The organism is Nakamurella sp., from assembly GCF_044224575.1.
Taxonomy (GTDB): Bacteria; Actinomycetota; Actinomycetes; order Mycobacteriales; family Nakamurellaceae; genus Nakamurella.
In genome coordinates this window covers 1-16,428 of sequence record NZ_JBGAKE010000002.1, presented here as the reverse complement: position 1 = coordinate 16,428, position 16,428 = coordinate 1, and the positions used below count along the sequence as shown (strand labels likewise).

Sequence of the window (16,428 nt, the reverse complement as noted above, 5' to 3'; positions counted from 1 at the left end):
GCCACCATTGAGCACGAAGGAGGCCGCTGGCGGCAATTCGGCGACGGAGGAGCCGGGTTGCTCCACGGCCTCCTATGGCGGAGCTTGCCGGATCCTACGCGCGGGGCGCGCGCTGACAGCGGGGGCACCAGTAGGACGAGCGGTTCATGAACGCCGAGCGGCGGATCGGCGTGCCGCAGCGCGGGCATGCCTGGTCCGCCCGCCCGTAGACGTTGAGGGACCGGTCGAAGTAGCCGGACTCCCCGTTCACGTTGACGTACAACGCGTCGAACGAGGTGCCGCCGGCGGCCAGCGCCTGCGTCATCACGTCGGTGGCCGCGGTCAGCACGGCGCCGGCCTGCGCCCGGGTGAGTCGATCGGTGGGTCGCTCGAAGTGCGTCTTGGCGCGCCACAGCGCCTCGTCGGCGTAGATGTTGCCGACGCCGGACACCACGGTCTGGTCGAGCAGCGCGCGTTTGATCCCGGTGTGCTTGCGCCGGATGGCGCCGATCGCCGACGCGGGGTCGAACAGCGGGTCGAGCGGGTCGCGGGCGATGTGCGCGATGGCGGCCGGCAGCTCGGCGCCACCCGGGGCGAAGGTCATGCCGCCGAAGGTCCGTTGGTCCAGGAAGTCCAGATCGGGACCGCCGTCGTCGAAGGCGAACCGGATCCGGAGGTGCGGATGCCCGGCTTGATCGGCATCGGGTGCGGAACCGACCCGGAACTGGCCGCTCATGCCCAGATGGGCCAGCACGGCGTCGCCGTCGTCCAGGGCCCACCATAAATACTTGCCCCGCCGGCGGACGTCGGCCACGGTGCGCCCGGCGAGCACCCGCTGGAAGTCGTCGGCGCCGCCGAGGTGGCGGCGGACGGCGCGGTCGTGCAGTACCCGCACGGATCGGATGCGCCGGCCCCGCAGATGGTCGAGCAGGCCACGCCGGACGGTTTCGACCTCCGGCAGCTCAGGCACTGTGCGGCGTCGGACCGGCCGCGGCGTCCTTCCGCACGACGGCGCCGTCCACCGACGCGCCGTCCACCGACGCGCCGTCGACAGGAGGGCCGCCGTCCTGCAGGCTCGTGTAGGCCGCAGCCGCGGCGTTCTGCTCGGCCTCCTTCTTGGTGCGGCCGGACCCGGTGCCGCGCGCGGCGCCGGACAGCAACACCCGGGCCGCGAACACCTTGGCGTGATCGGGCCCTTCTTCGGACACCCGATATTCGGGCACGCCGAGTCCGCGTTCGGCGGCCAACTCCTGCAAGGAGGTCTTCCAGTCCAGGCCGGCGCCCAGTTGGGGGGCGGCGGTGAGCAGGCCGGCGAACAGCCGCAGCACGACGCCGCGGGCCACCTCCAGCCCGTGCTGGAGGTAGACGGCGCCGATCACCGCCTCGACGGCGTCGGCGACGATGGACGACTTGTCCCGGCCGCCGGTCAGTTCCTCACCGCGGCCGAGCCGCAACTGCTGGCCCAGCCCTGCGGACCGACCGACCCCGGCCAGCGCGTGCATGTTCACCACCGAGGCCCGCAGCTTGGCCAGCCGGCCCTCCTGCAGGTCGGGGTGGGTGCGATACAGCGTCTCGGTGATGACGACGCCGAGCACGGCGTCGCCGAGGAACTCCAACCGCTCGTTGGTCGGCAGCCCACCGTGCTCGTAGGCGAACGATCGGTGGGTGAGCGCGAGCACGACGAGGTCGGCACTCAGCTCCACCCCGAGCGCGGCGTTGATGGCCAGCGGGTCCGGGGTGTTGTTCGCGGGCGGGACGGTGACTGCGGCCAACGGCTCAGACCCCGACGACCTGACGGCCCTTGTACTGCCCGCAGGTGGGGCAGGCCTGGTGCGGCGGCTTCAACGCGCCGCACGCCCGGTTGCTGCACGCAACCAGCGTCGGCACGGTGGTCTTCCACTGCGAACGACGCGAGCGGGTATTGCTGCGCGACATCTTCCGCTTCGGGACAGCCACGATCGATCTCCTTCGTTATTCGCCGGGCCCGGCCGGTGGCCGACCCGTGCTCTCGGGTGTTTCGGTTGCAAGTCTGTCCCGCAGAGCGGCCCAGCGAGGGTCCAGTATCTCATGGGAATGGTCGGGCTCGAGATCATCGAATCGCCCGCCGCACTGGATGCACAGTCCCCGGCAGTCCGGGCGGCACACTGGCGCCATCGGCAGCGCGGTCACGATCTCGTCGCGGACCACCTGCTCCAGGTCGATCCGGTCGTCCAGGACGAGCGGAATCTCGTCCTCCTCGGTGGTCGCCGCGGTCGCCGAGTCCGGGTAGGCGAACAGCTCCCGGATACCGGCGACCACCGGTTCGGTGACCTCGATCAGGCAGCGGGAGCACTGGCCCACTGCCGTCGCGGCGGCCGTGCCGGAGACCAGCACGCCCTCGGCGACCGACTCCAGGCGCAGGTCCAGGTCGACCTCGGCACCGGCCGGAACGGCGAGGACGTCCAGGCCCATGGGCGCGTCCAGCGGCACGGCGATCCGCAGCGTGCGCATGGTGCCCGGCCGACGACCCAGGGTCCGGGTGTCGATCACCCAGGGCGAATTGTGGCGCGGCGCGGGTACAGCGGGCATGACGGTCGTCGACAGCTTTCCGGTTGATGGTCGGGTTGTCACGTACGTCGGGCACGCATCATCCGCGCGGCCCGAAAGGCAACCGTTCCAGAGTAGTCCACGCCGGGCCCAAGGTCGAAACGACGGCCGGCCGCGATCAGCGGAGCCGGAGCGGCGGCAACTGGAACTGCTCGGGCGGCACCGGCCGGCCCAGCAGGTATCCCTGCCCGAGGCGGCAGCCCATCCCGGCCAGCAGATCGAGTTGGGCCTGCGTCTCGATCCCCGCGACGATCGCCTCCAATCCGGCGGCCTCGATCAGCCGCAGGATCGCTCCGACGAACCGCACCTGGGCCTCGTCGTCGGCCAGGTCGGAGATGATCGTCGGGTCCACCTTGACGGTGTCGATGGGCAGCCGACGCAGGTAGCTGATCGAGGAGTAGCCGGTCCCGAAGTCGTCGACCGCCACTCCGACGCCCAGTCGGCGCAACGCGATCAGCGATTCCATCCCGGTGACGTCACCGCTGGCCAGCACCGACTCCGGGATCTCCAGCACGAGCTGTTCCGGCCGTACATCGTGCTGGCGCAGGCACTCGGCGACGAAGCCGGCCACGCCGGGCCAGCGGACCTCGACCGGTGACAGGTTGACGTGCAACCGGAACGGTTTGTCCCCCAACAGGTCCTGCCAGAGAGCCAGCTGCTGGATCGCCGCCCGCAGGATCCAGTGCCCGACCTCGACGATCTGGCCGCTGTCCTCGGCGACGGCGATGAACTCGCCCGGAATGAGCCGACCCCGCGTCGGGTGCTGCCAGCGGATCAGCGCCTCGGCGCCGACCACCGCGCCCGTGGTCAGCGAGCTGATCGGCTGGAACTCCACCCGGAGCTGGTCCAGTTCTACCGCCGTGCCCAGCTCGGAGGCGACCTGCAGGCGAGCCCGGGCGGCGTGATGCATCTCGGGCCGGAAGACCTCGACCCGGCCCCGCCCGCCCGACTTGGCGGCGTACATGGCTGTGTCCGCGTCCTGCAGGATCAGCTGGGGATCCTGACCGCGGTGGCCGAAGCAGACCCCGATGCTGGCGCCGGTCCACACCGCGCGATCGCTCACGGTGAACGGCTCCTGCAAGGCCACCAGCGCCCGTTCGGCGATACGGAGCGCCTGGTCCTCGGCGATGCCGGGCAGCAGGATCGCGAATTCGTCACCGCCCAGCCGGGCCACGGTGTCGACGGCTCTGACCACCGAGTTCAGCCTGCGGGCGACCTCCACCAGGATCTGATCCCCGGCGCCGTGGCCCAGGCCGTCGTTGATCGTCTTGAACTCGTCCAGGTCCAGCAGCAGGACGCAGGGCGGGCCGGCGCCCCGCTCCGCCAGCGCCGCCGCCCGGCTCATCCGGTCACCCAGCAGGGTCCGGTTGGCCAGACCGGTGAGCGGGTCGTACAACGCCAGCCGCTCGAGCTGCTCGCGCGCCGCGTCCAGTTGGGCGGTCCGTTCGGCGACCCGGTCCTCCAGGGTCCGCTGTGCCGTCTCCAGCTCCTCGGCCAGCAGGTTGAATCCGGTGATGGCCGCGTCCACCGAATCCTCGGCCGATGAGGTCTCCAGCCGCACGCCCAGGGTGCCGGCCGCCAGCAGCACGATCTTGTCCATCAGTTGGTTCAGCCGACGGTCCTCCCCGGGCCGGGGAGCGGAGTCCGAGGGTTCGGACGAATCGCCGTCCGCGTCGGCCCGAGCGTCATCCGAGCGGACCGTCTCCGCAAGGGCGTCGGCTGCTGAGTCGGGAGCTGCGGGGTCGGGAGCTGCAGGGTCGGGAGCAGTGGACACCGGTCATTCCCCCGAACACTCCCCGTGGAGTCGGCCCCGAGACACGGGGTCAGACCTCCGTTGGACTTTCCCGAAATGATAGCCGGGAAACCTGAGATTCTGTGACATTGAGCGACAGGAAACTACTCTGTGTGAGAAGCTGGCCGCTCGCACGCGGGCGTCAACGGCGTGTCGGCTCGGTGTTCGATGGCTCAGCGTTCAACGCTTCGGAGTTCGACACCGCGGTCGACGCGAGGATGGCGTAGTACCCCGGGATGTGTTCCACGGCCGGCGTCGGGGTGTCGTGCATCGGGATGGCCAGGATGTCGACGACGCCGTCGTCGACGACGGCCCAGTCCGCCGCCGGAAAGGCAGTCCTTCGTTCGGCGTCGCCGAAGTGTCGGGGGGCGGGTGTGTCGACGATTGCCCGGCGCAGCGGGTCGGGAATGTGCCGGGGCGACGCGCCCAGGTGCCGCAGGTAGTCCATCTTCGAGCCCGGAAAGTTCGTCTCGGCCAGCAGCACCCGACCCCGCGAGCCGACCAGGGTGCGCAGGTTCCGCGCCGCCACCGGCCGGTCCGCCGGCGCGAGCACGTGGAACACCCCGCGAACGAAGACGTTGGCATCCCCGCCGATGGCCGCCGCGAGCGGCCGGGCCGCGTCGGGAACGGTGAGGTCCAGGGTGTCGAAGCTCAGGTCCGCGCACCCGGCCGATTCCCTCCGGGCCAGCTTGATCGCGGTCCGGGCGAGGTCGACGCCGATCGTCGTCGGGAACAACGGCGCCAACCCGCGGGTGAACCGCCCATTCCCGCAACCCGCGTCGACCAGTGGGAGCGAGGTGTCCAGCTGCTCGAGGATCAGGGTGCGATAGGTCGGGACCTCGTCGAGGTCGCCGGTGTCCCACAGCACGTCGCCGCCGACCCCGGTGGTCGTGACGCTGCCCCAGTACCGGTCCCAGCCCCGCCGCCAGTCGCGGGGCGCCCGGGCCGCCAGCAGGGCGACCCGGGGCAGCAACAGGGCGTCGCGTCCCCACCCGGCGATCCGTTCGGATCTCAGCACCGGACGCTGGTCACGACACGGCCGGGCGAGTCGGCCCGAGCAGGGAACTCATGATGGCGCTCCAGGGCACGGGCCTGCCGAACAGGAACCCCTGTCCGTACCGGCAGCCCAACTCGGTCAACCGGTTCATCTGCTCCACGCTCTCGATTCCCTCCACGACCGCGGCCAGGCCGGCCGCTTCGATCAGCTGGAGTATCGCACCGACGAATCGAACCTGCGTCGGATCGGTGGTGATGTCGGCGATCAGCGACTGGTCCACCTTCACCGAGTCGATGGGCAGGCGGCGCAGGTAGCTGATCGAGGAGTAGCCGGTCCCGAAGTCGTCGATGGCGATCGCGGAGCCGAGCCGGCGCAGCGCCAGCAACGCCTCCAGGTCACCGATGTCCCCGGTCATCAGGCCGGTCTCGGAGATCTCCAGGACCAGCTGGCCGGCCGGCACGGCGTGCTCGCGCAAGGTGTCGGCGACCAGCTCGGCCAGCCCGGGCCAGCGCACCTCGACCGGCAGCAGATTGACGTGCACCTTGAACGACTCCCGGGACGGCCGATCCGGCCAGTGCTCCAGTTCGGCGATGGCCGTCCGGAGCACCCAGTGGCCGATGTCCACGATGTGCCCGCTGCTTTCGGCGACGCCGATGAAGTCCACCGGCTGCAGCAGCCCGCGGGTCGGATGCTGCCACCGGACCAGAGCCTCGGCGCCGACCGGAACTCCCGACCGCAGGTCCACGATGGGCTGGTACATCAACCTCAGCTGGTCCTGCGCGACGGCCGATCCCAATTCGGAGGCGATCTGCAGGCGGGCCCGGGCCGCATGGTGCATCTCCGGTCGGAACACCTGCACGGTCCCCTTGCCGCTGGCCTTGGCCGCGTACATCGCGGTGTCCGCGTCGCGCAGCAGCAGGTCGGCCGACTGCCCGCGGGTGCCGAAGCAGATGCCGATGCTGGCCGCCGGCCAGACGGCTCGGTCGCCCACGGCGAACGGCTTCTGCAGCTCGGCCAGTGCCCGTTCGGCGATCCGCAAGGCCTGGACCTCGTCGATGTCCGGGAGCAGGATGGCGAACTCGTCGCCGCCGAGCCGGGCGACCGTGTCGGTGTCCCGGACCACCGCGGTCAACCGCCGGGCGATTTCGACCAGAAGGAGGTCGCCGACGGTGTGCCCGAGCCCATCGTTGATCGTCTTGAACTCGTCCAGGTCGAGCAACAGGACGGCCGGCGGGCCGGCGCCGCGCTCGGCCCGGGCGACCGCCTGGCCCATCCGGTCGGCCAGCAGGCTTCGGTTGGCCAGGCCGGTCAGCGGGTCGTACAGGGCCAGCCGTTCCAGTTCCTGCTTGGCCTGGGCGAGCTCGGCGGTTCGTTCGGCGACGCGCTGTTCGAGGGTGCGGTACATCATGTCCAGCTCGTCGGCGAGCAGATTGAAACCGGTGATGACCGCATCCACCGAGTCCCGGGCCGGCGACGGCTCCAGCCGGACCGACAGATCGCCGGCCGCGAGCTGGACGATCTGGTCCACCAGATCATCGAGCCGGCGGTCCTCGTCCGGTGGGTCGCTCACTCCACGCTCGTTTGCAGGCCGATCCGCAGGAAGTCCAGGGCCTTGGCCCGATCGGTGAAGAACCGGGTCGGGCAGGGCACCTGGCTCACGCCGAGGGTGAAGTTGGCGATGACCCGGTCGACCGGCGATCGGCCCAGCAGGGCGATCCGGGAGGCCGCGCTCCGTTCGCCGAAGACCGCCCGGGCCTCCCGGGCGACCGACTTGGTCGTCGCCATGTCGACCAGCATCGGCCGGCGTCGGTCGGCGCTGAGCCGGTTCACCGCCTCGAACGCCGCCCGCGCGGACGGCCCGGTGATCGTCACGTCAGCCGGCCAGACAAGCCGGATGAACCCTTCGTCGTCAATCGTCAGCGACTCGTAGCGGCTCGGCTCAGGCTGATCGACGACCATGCCTCGGAATCGTAATGTCCGGTTCAGCTTCGAGCGAAGAGGCGGTCCTCGCGCAGGTCGGCGACGCCCCCGGCGCGCAGGGCGGTCCGGCCCCGGCCGATCGTCCGCAACGTCGTGGTCAGCGTCTCCTCGAGGTTGCCCAGGGTGCTGTCGACGTAGGTGTCACAGTCGTTGCGCATCCGGTCCGCGTTGGCGTGCGCCTCGTCCAGGATGCGGGCCGACTCGGTGTAGGCGGCCTGCACGACCTCGGTCTGGGTGACCAGCCGGGCCTGCTCGGCCTTGCCGTCCGCGACCGACTGCTCGTAGCTGGCCCGGCCGGCGGCGATGGCCCGCTCGGCGTCGGCGTGCGCCCTGGTCATGATCGAATCGTGCTGCTCCTGCGCCGACTGCACGATGCGGGCGGCCTCGTCGCGGGCCCGCGCGACCAGGCCCTCGGCGTGCGCGGCCGCGTCGTGCACCGTGCGGTCCGCATCGGCCCGGGCGCCGGTCACGGTCGACTCGGCCTCGGCCCGCGCCCCACCGACCAGCCGATCCGCCTCGGCCTGCGCCTCGGTGACCATTGTGGTGGCCCGGTCGGACGCCTCGTTGAGCATCTGGTCGCGGTGGTCGAGCACGTCCTGGGCGTCGTCGACCTCGCCGGGCAGCGCGTCCCGGACGTCGTCGAGCAGCTCCAGCACGTCACCACGCGGCACCACGCAGGATGCCGTCATCGGCAGACCGCGGGCCTCCTCGACGATGGTGACCAGCTCGTCGAGTGCCTCGAAAACCCGGTACATAGCAACCTCCTACGGGTCGACTGGCAGGCTCACGGAGCCCGGCGGGTCGGCCGGGCGACGCCTCCCCAGTCTGACAAGCCGCGGACCCGCAGCCCCGCCAACACGCCCGGCGGCGACCGTGCGGGACGTCACCGATTCGAATCCGAAACACCTGGGAAATGGGTGGCGGCCGGCGCGTCCGGGGTGGTTCAGCGTGCGGCGAGCTTGCCGGCCAGGGCGTCCGCGACCACATCGGGCAGCAGGTGGCGAACGTCGCCTCCATACGTCGCGACCTGCTTGACCAGCGACGACGAGACGAACGAGTAGGCCGGGCTGGTCGGCATGAACAGGGTGTCCACCCCGGTCAGGCCGTGATTCATCTGGGCCATCTGTAGTTCGTAGTCGAAGTCGGACACCGCCCGCAGGCCCTTGACGATGGCCGCGATGCCGTGCGCCCGGCAATAGTCGACCAGCAACCCGCGGAAGGTGTCGACGTCGACGTTCGGCAGGTGGCCGGTGGTCTGCCGGAGCAGCTCGAGCCGCTCGTCGAGGGCGAACATGCCCCGCTTGTCCGGGTTCACCAGCACCGCGACGGTAACCCGGTCGAACAGTCCGGCGGCCCGGCCGATCACGTCCAGGTGGCCGAGGGTGGGCGGGTCGAACGAGCCGGGGCACACCGCATGGGTACCGGTGGACGGCGGCGCCTCGCTCATGGCTCCACCGATCCGGGACACCTCGCGAGCTCGGTCGGACCGGATCGGTCGCCACCATGACCGTGCCCATCATTCACTCGGCAAGCCTCGCTCATGGCGCGCGACCGTAGCAGAGGAGCGTGTCGCCGTACTTCTTCGCCCGGACGGCGGTCAACGGCTCGGGCCAGGGCACCTCTCCGGATCGGGCGCTGCGTTCGACGATCAGGTCGGCGTGCTCGGCCAGCACACAGGCGGCGACGAGCGCGATCAGCACTGTGATGACATCGGCATCGGGCAGGTCGTAGGGCGGGTCGGCCACGACGATGTCGATGGGCCCGGTCAGCCTGGGCAGCACGGTGCGCACATCACCGGCGACGACGCCGAGCGTCGGGCCGAGCGCGTCCTGGAAGGTGTCGACGTTCGCCCGCAGGGCGGTCAGCGCCATCCGGTCCTTCTCCACGAACACCGCTGACGACGCGCCCCGGGACGCCAGCTCCAGCCCCAACGCCCCGGTGCCCGCCCAGAGGTCGAGGACGCGGGCGCCGTCGAGCCCACCGGTCGCCTGGAGCGATCCGGCCAGGGCCTCCCGGACCCGTTCCGACGAGGGCCGGGTGGTCACCCCTTTCGGCACGGCCAGCCGCCGACCTCGCCAGCGGCCGGCGACGATCCTGGTCATCGGTGTTCTCCGTCGTCTCTGCCGCGCGCCGGGTTCAGGCGCGGTCGGTGAGCACGAGCAGCAGGTCGCCGCCCTCCACCTGCTGCACCGCGTTGATCGCGGTGCGCTGCACCCGGCCGGCCCGCGGCGCGGTGATGGACGCCTCCATCTTCATCGCCTCGATGGTGGCGACCGTGCCGCCCGCCTCGACCTCGTCGCCCTCGTTCACCGCGAGGGTGACCACGCCGGCGAACGGCGACGCGACCTGCCACGGGTTGCCGGGGTCGGCCCGCTCGGCCACCGGCACGTCGACGTCGACGCTGCGGTCCCGGATCTGCAAGGGCCGCAGCTGGCCGTTGAGCGTGGTGACCACGTTGCACAGGCCTCGCTCGTCGGGCGCGCCGGTGGCCTCCAGGCCCAGGTACAGCTGGACCCCGGACTGCAGGTCGACCACGTGCTCGGCGCCGGGCTGCAGGCCGTAGAGGTAGTCGACGGTGGGCAGCACGGACAGGTCGCCGTACTGCTGCCGGGACTGCCGGAACTCGCGCTCCGGTCCGGGGAACAGCAGCCGGTTCAGGGTCGGGCGGGGGTTCGCGGCCAGGTCGGCCGCATCCGCGTCGGACAGCGTCGCCTCCGGCGGTGAGTACCGGCGGCCGGCCAGTGCCTTGCTGCGGAACGGCTCGGGCCAGCCTCCGGGCGGGTCACCCAGGTCGCCGGACAGGAACCCGATGACCGAGTCCGGGATGTCGAAGCGGCCCGGGTCGGCCTCGAACTCGGCCGGATCGACCCGGGCGCCGACCAGGTGCAGGGCCAGGTCGCCGACCACCTTGGACGACGGGGTGACCTTGACCAGATTGCCCAGCATCGCGTTGGCCGCGGTGTAGGTGGCCTCGACCTCCTCGAACCGGTGGCCCAGGCCCAGGGCGATCGCCTGTTGCCGCAGGTTGGACAGCTGGCCGCCGGGGATCTCGTGCTGGTAGACCCGGCCGGTCGGCGCCCGCAGGCCCGACTCGAACGGGGCGTACAGGGCGCGCACCGCCTCCCAGTACGGCTCCAGCTCCTGCACCGCGTGCAGGTCCAGGCCGGTCTGCCGGCCGGTGAAGTCGGTGGCCGCGACCAGCGCCGACATCGGCGGCTGCGAGGTCGTGCCGGCCATCGACGCACTGGCCGCGTCGACCGCGTCGACCCCGGCCGCGGACGCCGCCAGCAGCGTGGCCAACTGCCCGCCGGCGGTGTCGTGGGTATGCAGGTGCAGGGGCAGGTCGAACCGCTCGCGCAGCGCGGTGACCAGGGTGTGCGCGGCCGGCGCGCGGAGCAGCCCGGCCATGTCCTTGATCGCCAGCACATGCGCGCCGGCGTCCACGATCTGCTCGGCCAGCCGCAGGTAGTAGTCCAGCGTGTAGAGCTTCTCGGCCGGGTTGGACAGGTCGCCGGTGTAGCACAGGGCGACCTCGGCGACCGCGGTGCCGGTCGCCCGGACCGCGTCGATGGCCGGGCGCATCTGGCTGACGTCGTTGAGCGCGTCGAAGATGCGGAAGATATCGATCCCGGTCGCTGCCGCCTCGGTGACGAAGGCGTCGGTGACGGCCTGCGGGTAGGGCGTGTAGCCGACGGTGTTGCGGCCGCGCAGCAGCATCTGCAGGGCGATGGTGGGGATGGCCTCGCGCAGGGTGGCCAGCCGCTCCCACGGATCCTCGGACAGGAAGCGCAGCGCGACGTCGTAGGTGGCGCCGCCCCAGGCCTCGATGGACAGCAGCTGCGGGGTGAGCCGAGCGACCGCCGGGCCGATCATGGCCAGGTCGCGGGTGCGCACCCGGGTCGCCAGCAGGCTCTGGTGGGCGTCGCGGAACGTGGTGTCGGTGACCAGCAGGTCGGGGGCATCGCGGAGTCGTCGAGCGAAGCCGTCCGGTCCGAGATCGACCAGGGCCTGCCGGGTGCCGGGCGGCGCCGGATGTTTCTTGTCGACCGCGGGCAGCTTCAAGTGCGGCTCGATCAGGCCGCGTGGGCGCGAGCCGTACGGCTTGTTGATGGTGACGTCGGCCAGGTAGGACAGGAGCCGGGTGCCGCGGTCGGCGCTGTGCCGGGCAGTGAGCAGCTCGGGGTGGGTCTCGATGAAGCTGGTGGTGACGCCCCCGGCGGCGAAGTCGGGATCCTCCAGCACGGCCATCAGGAACGGGATGTTGGTGGCCACCCCACGGACCCGGAACTCGGCCAGGGCCCGCCGGGCGCGGGCCACTGCCTGCTTCCAGTCGCGGCCGCGGCAGGTCAGCTTGACCAGCAGCGAGTCGAAGTGCGCGGAGACATCGGCGCCGGAGTGCACGGTGCCGCCGTCGACCCGGACCCCGCCGCCGCCGGGCGAGCGGTAGGTGTTGATCTTGCCGGTGTCCGGGCGAAAGCCGTTGGCCGGGTCCTCGGTGGTGATCCGGCACTGCAGGGCGGCGCCGTTGACCCGGATGCCCTCCTGGGACAGGCCCAGATCGGCCAGCGTCTCCCCCGACGCGATCCGGATCTGCGCGCCGACCAGGTCGACGTCGGTGACCTCCTCGGTCACCGTGTGCTCGACCTGGATGCGCGGGTTCATCTCGATGAAGTGGTAGCGGGCGTCCGGTCCGTCCCCCTCGACCAGGAACTCCACGGTGCCGGCGTTCACGTACCCGATGTGCCGGGCGAACGCGACCGCGTCGTCGCAGATCCGTTGCCGCAGTGCGGGATCCAGCCCGACCGCGGGCGCGACCTCGATCACCTTCTGGTGCCGCCGCTGCACCGAGCAGTCCCGCTCGAACAGGTGGATGGTGCCGGCCGGGTCGCCCTGCGGGCCGCGGTGATCGGCCAGGATCTGCACCTCGATGTGTCGCGGGTCGATCACCGCTCGCTCGAGGAACACGGTCGGGTCGCCGAACGCGGAGTCGGCCTCCCGCATCGCGGTGGCCAGCGACTCCGGCAGGTCCGCGGGGGTGTCCACCTTGCGCATGCCCCGGCCGCCGCCGCCGGCGACCGCCTTGACGAACACCGGGAAGCCGATCAGGTCAGCCGCGGCGATCAACGTTGCCGGGTCGGCGCTCGGGGCGCTGGACGGCAGCACCGGCACCCCGGCGGCGGTGGCCGCCGCGACCGCGGTCGCCTTGTTCCCGGCCATCTCCAGCACCTGGGCCGACGGCCCGATGAACGTGATGCCGGCGTCCGCGCAGGCCTGGGCCAGATCGGGATTCTCGGACAGGAACCCGTAACCCGGGTAGACCGCATCGGCCCCGGCGGCGACCGCGGTGCGCACGATCGAGTCGATGTCCAGGTACGCCCGCACCGGGTGGCCGCGCTCGCCGATCTGGTACGCCTCGGTCGCCTTCTGCCGGTGCACCGAGTTGCGGTCCTCCCAGGGGAACACCGCCACCGAGTCGATACCCAGCTCCCAGGCCGCTCGGAACGCCCGGACGGCGATCTCGCCGCGGTTGGCCACCAGGATCTTGGAGAACATGCGTGGAACTTACCCGGGCGGTCCGGCCGGTTCGGCTCGGCCGTTAGTTGAACTTGCGCCGGTAGATGGCGATGGCGACGGCGTAGGCGATGGCCAGGATGCCGGCGAGGCTGGCCAGGGCGATCCAGATGTCGCTGCCCACGGGTTGCTGGGCGAACAGGGCTCGGATCGTGTTCACGACGGCCGTGACCGGCTGGTTCTCGGCGAACCAGGCGACCGGGCCACTCATCGATGCGGTGGGCACGAAGGCGGAGCTGATGAACGGCAGGAAGATCAGGGGGTAGCTGAACGCGCTCGCGCCGTCCACGGTCTTCGCCGAGAGCCCGGCGATCACGGCGATCCAGGTGAGCGCGAGGGTGAACAGGATCAGGATGCCGGCGACCGCGAGCCAGGCGCCCGGGGATGCGCCGGTGCGGAAGCCCATCAGCAGCGCGACCCCGATGACGACCATGACCGAGACGAGGTTGGCCACCAGGGACGTGAGCACGTGGGCCCAGAGCAGGCTCGGCCGGGCGATCGGCATGGACTGGAAGCGTTCGAAAATGCCGCCCTGCAGATCGAGGAACAGCCGGTAGGCGGTGTACGCGATGCCCGACGCGATCGTGATGAGCAGGATTCCGGGGAGCATGTAGTCGATGTACGACTCGTCGGACCCGATGTTGATGGCGCCGCCGAGCACGTAGACGAAGAGCAGCATCAGCGCGATCGGGGTGATCGCGGTGGTGATGATGGTGTCGGGACTGCGGACGATGTGCCGCAGCGAGCGGCCGGTGAGGACGCCGGTGTCGCCGATGACGTGCGTGGTCATGGAATGTCCTTTCCGGTCACGGTTCCGACGGCGCCGTCGGCCTCGCCGTTCCCGGGCCGGCCGTTCTCGGGCCGGCCGGTCCCGCCGACCAGGGCCAGGAAGACGTCCTCGAGGGAGGGTTGCTTCTCGACGTATTCGACGGTGGCGGACGGTAGTTGTCGCTTGAGTTCGGCGAGCGTGCCGTTCTGGATGATGGTGCCCTGGTGGAGGATCGCAATGCGGTCGGCGAGTTGCTCGGCCTCGTCCAGGTACTGGGTCGTGAGCAGCACCGTGGTGCCCGCGTCGGCGAGATCCTTGATGGTCTGCCAGACCTCGACCCGCGCCTGCGGATCCAGGCCGGTGGTGGGTTCATCGAGGAAGATGACCGGCGGGTTGCCGATGAGGCTCATCGCGATGTCGAGCCGGCGGCGCATTCCACCGGAGTAGGTCGCCACCTTTCGCTCGCCCGCGTCGGTGAGGGAGAACCGGGCAAGCAGGCCGTCGGCGATGACCCCCGGGTTGCCCAGGTGCCGCAGCCTGGCGATCAGCACGAGATTCTCCCGGCCGCTGAGGATTTCGTCGACGGCGGCGAACTGGCCGGTCAGGCTGATCGATTCGCGCACGTCGCCTGGTTGCGTTGCGACGTCGAAGCCATTGACGGATGCGTGGCCCGCGTCCGCCCTGAGCAGCGTCGACAGGATGCGCACGAGCGTGGTCTTGCCGGCGCCGTTCGAGCCGAGCAGGGCGACAATGCTGCCCGCCTGCACGTCCAGGTCGACCCCGCGAAGGACATGCACATCCTTGAAGGACTTCTCGATGCCCTGCACCCGGATGGATGTCGCTGTCGTCATGTCCGCTCCTGCTGCTCCGCGTCCTCGATCGCCTTGGTCAGGCGAGCGCGTTCCTTGTCGATCCATTGCCGGCCGGAATACGCCTGGGCGAATGTCTCGGCGAAATCGACCGGATCGTCGCCGACGATCTCCCGCACCGGCGTCGCATCGGCGGCGGCCCGTTCCCAGAGATCGGCCAGGTCGCCGAACATCGTGATCAGGGTGTCGCCGTCGGTCACGCCGCCGTAGTACATGAGATACCGGTGCATCGCCTTCGCTGCGGTCCCGTAAGGATCGGAAAGGCGATCGATACGGGCCTTTTCGTGCCGGTACTGCTTCTTCTGCTCGAGCGATCCGGTCAGGGTTTCGATCCACTTGGCGACCATGTCAGTTCTCTCCCTTGGGGGTGGCGGTTGTCGTGGTGGCGCGGTCGATGTCGGCCTGCAGCAGCCCGATCCGGTCCGAGAGGAAGCTCCACGTCCGGAAGAACCCGTCGAGCTGTTCGCGGCCCTGCGCGTTCAGCGAATACACCTTTCGGGGCGGCCCCTTCTCGGACGGCACCTTCTGCACGTCGACGAAGCCGCGCTGCTCGACCCGGATGAGCAGCGCATACACCGTTCCCTCGACCAGATCGGTGAAGCCCTGCTCCCGCAACCGCGCCGTGATCTCGTAGCCGTACGCCGGCCGCATCGCCAGGACCGCGAGAACGATGCCCTCCAGAGTGCCCTTGAGCATCTCCGTCATCTGATTGCCCACGGTCGATCTCACCTTCTACTCTGTGTTGCTGAGTACTAGTAGACGGTATCACTAAGTACTGGTACTTGGCAACACTGACTAGCACGCTCGGCGAGCGGCCGGAGAGAGCCCACCGGTGGGGCGAGTCGCGGTCCGACAGCTACCCCTTGTCCAGGTAGTCCTGCTCCTGCTCGGCGATCACGGCGGAGACCATGTCGACCAGCCCCGGCCACCGGGCCACGTCGGGGTCGTCGCCGACCAGCCCCGCGGCGTCGCCCCGCGCCCGCTCGATGATCACGTTGCCCTCTCAGCGCAGCTCCAGGTGTACCTCGGCCGGCTCAAATCCATCGGTGGCGACGGCGACGGCGTCCAGCCGGGCCCGGCCGAGGTGCCCGGCCGGCGCCTCGCTGACCAGCAAGCAGATGCCGAGCGCCTACTCGATCGTTTCGCTGCAACCCTGCAAAGCCGATAGTGAGATCGGTGGTGGTCGCTGGGGCCGAAGTGGCGGTGTTCATAGTCGTCGCTGCAATGTGGCCGATCCCGAGAGACCGGTGATGGTGGTGCGGCTCGCCGTCATTCTGTTCCACTTCTGGATGCAATGTGGCCGATCCCGAGAGACCGGTGGTGGTGAACATGGTGTCGCCGGTGAGCGGCAGATACCCGTAGCTGCAATGTGGCCGATTCCGAGAGACCGGTGGTGGCATGTTCCCGATCGCCGAGGACGCGGAGGGCGGCATGCTGCAATGTGGCCGATCCCGAGAGACCGGTGGTGCCGAACAAGGTAGGCGCGCAGTGATCATCGACAGCATCGCTGCAATGTGGCCGATCCCGAGAGACCGGTGGTGCGCGCCACCGCGGCGTGGGCGGCGTTCACCGTGTTCGCGCTGCAATGTGGCCGATCCCGAGAGACCGGTGGTGCGCCGGGCAGGCGATGCCCGCGCGGACGTCCGAATTGGCTGCAATGTGGCCGATCCCGAGAGACCGGTGGTGCCCCGCGCGACCCCTCGGCGCGGGGGCGGGGGCCACGCTGCAATGTGGCCGATCCCGAGAGACCTGTAGTGCGCCCGCGGCCGCCCGCACATCCAACCCGAGCACTTCCGCTGCAATGTGGCCGATCCCGAGAGACCGGTGGTGCCCGCGTCGGCTCTGCACCGCAGATCCCGCAGAACTCGCTGCAATGTGGCCGATC

The 16,428-nt window shown here is 70.4% G+C and carries 17 protein-coding genes and 1 CRISPR repeat array; all 17 genes read right to left on the bottom strand.

Annotated features, from left to right (window positions below; genetic code table 11):
• Nucleotides 1-94: 94 nt before the first annotated feature.
• Nucleotides 95-949, bottom strand: coding sequence for a bifunctional DNA-formamidopyrimidine glycosylase/DNA-(apurinic or apyrimidinic site) lyase (mutM, locus tag ACILSK_RS02335; RefSeq protein WP_395725510.1), 855 nt, complete (start codon nt 947-949; stop codon nt 95-97).
• Nucleotides 942-1,751, bottom strand: a complete 810-nt coding sequence (gene rnc, locus ACILSK_RS02330; protein WP_395725509.1) for a ribonuclease III — start codon at nt 1,749-1,751, stop codon at nt 942-944. Before rnc ends, mutM begins: the two co-directional genes overlap by 8 nt.
• Nucleotides 1,752-1,755: 4 nt before the next feature.
• The gene (gene rpmF, locus ACILSK_RS02325; RefSeq protein WP_395725508.1) at nt 1,756-1,935 is read right to left on the bottom strand and encodes a 50S ribosomal protein L32; all 180 of its coding nucleotides are present in this window, start codon (nt 1,933-1,935) and stop codon (nt 1,756-1,758) included.
• Nucleotides 1,936-1,950: 15 nt separating this feature from the next.
• Nucleotides 1,951-2,547: a YceD family protein gene (locus ACILSK_RS02320; RefSeq protein WP_395725507.1), complete on the bottom strand. Its 597-nt coding sequence runs from the start codon at nt 2,545-2,547 to the stop codon at nt 1,951-1,953.
• A 136-nt stretch (nt 2,548-2,683) separates the two neighbouring features.
• Complete coding sequence (locus ACILSK_RS02315; RefSeq protein ID WP_395725506.1) at nt 2,684-4,165, bottom strand: putative bifunctional diguanylate cyclase/phosphodiesterase; 1,482 nt, start codon at nt 4,163-4,165, stop codon at nt 2,684-2,686.
• A 334-nt stretch (nt 4,166-4,499) separates the two neighbouring features.
• Nucleotides 4,500-5,375, bottom strand: coding sequence for a class I SAM-dependent methyltransferase (locus ACILSK_RS02310; protein WP_395725505.1), 876 nt, complete (start codon nt 5,373-5,375; stop codon nt 4,500-4,502).
• Between the two features lie 10 nt (nt 5,376-5,385).
• Nucleotides 5,386-6,924, bottom strand: a complete 1,539-nt coding sequence (locus tag ACILSK_RS02305; protein WP_395725504.1) for a putative bifunctional diguanylate cyclase/phosphodiesterase — start codon at nt 6,922-6,924, stop codon at nt 5,386-5,388.
• Nucleotides 6,921-7,313: an STAS/SEC14 domain-containing protein gene (locus ACILSK_RS02300; protein ID WP_395725503.1), complete on the bottom strand. Its 393-nt coding sequence runs from the start codon at nt 7,311-7,313 to the stop codon at nt 6,921-6,923. The genes ACILSK_RS02305 and ACILSK_RS02300 overlap by 4 nt, the downstream gene beginning before the upstream one ends.
• A 23-nt stretch (nt 7,314-7,336) precedes the next feature.
• Nucleotides 7,337-8,089 carry a DivIVA domain-containing protein gene (locus tag ACILSK_RS02295; protein WP_395725502.1) on the bottom strand — a complete coding sequence of 251 codons (753 nt, stop codon included), beginning with the start codon at nt 8,087-8,089 and terminating at the stop codon, nt 7,337-7,339.
• A 188-nt stretch (nt 8,090-8,277) separates the two neighbouring features.
• Complete coding sequence (gene coaD / locus ACILSK_RS02290; RefSeq protein ID WP_395725501.1) at nt 8,278-8,781, bottom strand: pantetheine-phosphate adenylyltransferase; 504 nt, start codon at nt 8,779-8,781, stop codon at nt 8,278-8,280.
• Nucleotides 8,782-8,872: 91 nt separating this feature from the next.
• Complete coding sequence (rsmD, locus tag ACILSK_RS02285; RefSeq protein ID WP_395725500.1) at nt 8,873-9,436, bottom strand: 16S rRNA (guanine(966)-N(2))-methyltransferase RsmD; 564 nt, start codon at nt 9,434-9,436, stop codon at nt 8,873-8,875.
• A gap of 34 nt (nt 9,437-9,470) precedes the next feature.
• Nucleotides 9,471-12,887 carry a pyruvate carboxylase gene (locus ACILSK_RS02280; protein WP_395725499.1) on the bottom strand — a complete coding sequence of 1,139 codons (3,417 nt, stop codon included), beginning with the start codon at nt 12,885-12,887 and terminating at the stop codon, nt 9,471-9,473.
• 43 nt (nt 12,888-12,930) lie between these two features.
• Entirely contained in the window at nt 12,931-13,695 is a 765-nt protein-coding gene (locus ACILSK_RS02275) for an ABC transporter permease (protein ID WP_395725498.1), read from the bottom strand.
• Nucleotides 13,692-14,525, bottom strand: coding sequence for an ABC transporter ATP-binding protein (locus tag ACILSK_RS02270; RefSeq protein ID WP_395725497.1), 834 nt, complete (start codon nt 14,523-14,525; stop codon nt 13,692-13,694). Before ACILSK_RS02270 ends, ACILSK_RS02275 begins: the two co-directional genes overlap by 4 nt.
• Nucleotides 14,522-14,890: a DUF1048 domain-containing protein gene (locus ACILSK_RS02265; protein WP_395725496.1), complete on the bottom strand. Its 369-nt coding sequence runs from the start codon at nt 14,888-14,890 to the stop codon at nt 14,522-14,524. Before ACILSK_RS02265 ends, ACILSK_RS02270 begins: the two co-directional genes overlap by 4 nt.
• A gap of 1 nt (nt 14,891) precedes the next feature.
• Nucleotides 14,892-15,260, bottom strand: a complete 369-nt coding sequence (locus tag ACILSK_RS02260) for a PadR family transcriptional regulator (protein ID WP_395725827.1) — start codon at nt 15,258-15,260, stop codon at nt 14,892-14,894.
• A gap of 139 nt (nt 15,261-15,399) precedes the next feature.
• Entirely contained in the window at nt 15,400-15,537 is a 138-nt protein-coding gene (locus ACILSK_RS02255) for a hypothetical protein (protein WP_395725495.1), read from the bottom strand.
• Nucleotides 15,538-15,761: 224 nt separating this feature from the next.
• Nucleotides 15,762-16,374: a CRISPR direct-repeat array (repeat unit 36 nt; unit sequence GCTGCAATGTGGCCGATCCCGAGAGACCGGTGGTGC).
• Nucleotides 16,375-16,428 lie beyond the last annotated feature (54 nt).